General features: G+C 74.1%; 3 protein-coding genes. 1 reads left to right on the forward strand and 2 read right to left on the reverse strand.

Going from position 1 to position 2452, the window contains the following annotated elements:
- Positions 1-150: 150 nt before the first annotated feature.
- Positions 151-849 (reverse strand): TIGR04283 family arsenosugar biosynthesis glycosyltransferase, encoded by a 699-nt coding sequence (locus C667_RS22145; protein WP_004385713.1) that lies wholly within the window; start codon positions 847-849, stop codon positions 151-153.
- A gap of 2 nt (positions 850-851) precedes the next feature.
- Positions 852-1841 (reverse strand): arsenosugar biosynthesis radical SAM (seleno)protein ArsS, encoded by a 990-nt coding sequence (gene arsS, locus C667_RS22150; protein WP_039922776.1) that lies wholly within the window; start codon positions 1839-1841, stop codon positions 852-854.
- A gap of 161 nt (positions 1842-2002) precedes the next feature.
- Here arsS and C667_RS22155 point away from each other — a divergent pair.
- The coding region (locus tag C667_RS22155) for an NAD(P)/FAD-dependent oxidoreductase (protein ID WP_004385715.1) at positions 2003-2452 on the forward strand (450 nt) is incomplete at its 3' end.

Raw genomic sequence — 2452 nt, forward strand, 5'->3', positions numbered from 1 at the left:
CCTCGGCGGCCTCGGCGGCCACTGCCAGCGTGCGCGCCAGCATGCACGCGGCGAGCGCCGCCGCCCCCTCGGCGCCGAGCGCGGGAATCAGCCGCGTCTTCACCCGCCCCGGCTGCGGCGCCTTGGCGAGGACCACGATGCGGGTCGCGCTCACCGGTAGGCCTCGGCGAGGCGCTCGGCCGGCACGCCGCGCCAGTAGGCCCAGCGCAGGCGCCACATCAGCGCGATGGTGCGCCATACCCCGCGCTGCTCCCAGCGCCGCCCCGAGGTCCGCACCCGCGCGCGCAGGCAGGCCGGGCGCGACACGCGCAGCAGCCGGCGCGAGAGCTCGATGTCCTCCATCAGCGGCTGGTCCGGGAAGCCGCCCAGCGCCTCGAACACCTCCCGGCGCACGAAGATCGCCTGGTCGCCGGTGGCGATACCGCTCAGCCGCGAGCGCAGGTTCATCAGCGCCGCCACCACGCGCAGCATGAGCGGGCGGCCGTCGATGCGCACGTCGAAGCGGCCCCAGGCCTGGACGGCGAGCGCCGCGCGCACCATCGCGTCCGCCGCCTCGGGCAGGCGCGTGTCCGCGTGCAGGAACAACAGCAGGGCACCGCCGCACGCCTGCGCGCCCGCGTTCATCTGGCGGGCACGGCCGCGCTCGGCGACCACCACGCGGAGACCCGCCGCGCGCGCCATCGCCACCGAGTCGTCGCGGCTGCCGCCATCGACCAGCACGACCTCGCAGCCGCGGGCACGCCAGCCGGCGAGATGGACGAGCAGCGCGGGCAGCGTGGCCGCCTCGTCCAGCATCGGCACCACGATGGCCAGCGCCCCCGCGCGCGCCTCGACCTCCGGCGTCGCCATGCTCAGCCCTTCAGCGCCCCGCCGCAGCTCGACCCGCTGCCCGCCGTGCAGCCGAAGCAGTGATCGGCGACGCGGATCGGTGCGCCGGCGAGGTCGGCTGCGAGCAGGTCGCGCAGGTGCGGCGCGCCGGGCCGCGCCGCACCTGCGCCATCGGCATCGCCCTCGCCCGCCGGCAGGCCGAGCTGCTGGTTGAAGTCGCAGTCGTACAGCCGCCCCTGCCAGTCCACGCTGACGAGGCTGCGGCACATCACCGCGGCCAGGTTCTCGTCGCGGTGGCTGGCCTGCAGCAGCGCCATGTAGGCGTTGAACTGCCCCTTCGAGATCAGCATCGAGCCGAAGCGCTGGATCGGCATGTTGGCGAGCGCGAAAAGCTGGTTGAAGACGATGCCGAAGTGCGCCACGAGCTCGCGCCGGTAGTCGGCCTCGAGCCGGGCCTGGTCGGGCGGCAGCACCGGACCCTGCGGGTTGTACACCAGGTTCAGCACCCGCCCGCTGCCAGGCTGGCCGTAGCCGAGCGCGTTGAGGCGCAGCAGGCCGGCGATGCTGCGCTCGAACACGCCCTGGCCACGCTGGCGGTCGACGTTGTCCGCCGAGTAGCAGGGCAGCGAGGCCACCACCTCGACACCCTGCCGGGCGAGGAAGTCGGCGAGCGTCTCCTGCCCCGGCTCGGACAGGATGGTGAGGTTGCAGCGGTCGATCACGCGCACCCCGAGCGCCCGCGCCTCCCGCACCAGGGCGCGGAAGCCCGGATGCAGCTCGGGGGCGCCGCCGGTGAGGTCGAGCGTGCCGATCGCGCGCGCGGCGAGCACCTGCGGGATCAGCGCGAGCGTGTCGGCGTCCATCATCTCGCTGCGGTTGGGGCCGGCGTTGACGTGGCAATGCACGCAGCTCTGGTTGCAGCGATAGCCCAGGTTCACCTGCAGCGTGGTCGTCGCCTCGCGGCGCAGCGGCGGAAAGCGGCGCGATTCGAGCAGCGGGAGGGTGGCATGCATGCGGAGGGTCTCCATCGGAAAATCGATTCTTGCGGCCGCTGCGGAATCCGCAGCGACCGGTACGGTCTTCTGTCGCACCTGTCTCGGAAAACCTTACGCTCGGGAAGTTCGATCCCGCCGCATCATCCGCCCCCCATCCTGCCTCCTGCCCATTCGACCTTATGAAGCGACTCCTCCTCGTCGGCGGCGGCCACGCCCAGCTCGCGGTCCTGCAGGCCCTCGCCCGGCGACGCCCGCGCGCGGTGGAGGCGGTGCTGCTGACACCCTCGCCCTGGCAATGGTACTCGGGGATGCTGCCCGCCTGGATGGCCGGACACTGCCGCGCCGAGGACTGCTGCATCGACCTGCGCCCGCTCGCCGCCGCGGCCGGCGCGCGCCTGTGCCTCGCCTCCGCAGTGGCGCTCGACGCCGGGCGCCACGCCCTGCGCGACGACAGCGGCGCCACGCACGACTTCGACCTGCTGTCGCTCGACGTCGGCAGCCTCGTCGACACCCGCGCCCTCGACGCCCTGCCGACGGACAGCTTGCTGGCGGTGAAGCCGCTGCAGGCCTTCTTCGCCGCCTGGCCGCAGCGGCTCGCCGCCGCGCGCGCCGGGCGCCTGCGCCGGCTC

Source organism: Thauera phenylacetica B4P, from assembly GCF_000310225.1.
GTDB lineage: Bacteria > Pseudomonadota > Gammaproteobacteria > Burkholderiales > Rhodocyclaceae > Thauera > Thauera phenylacetica.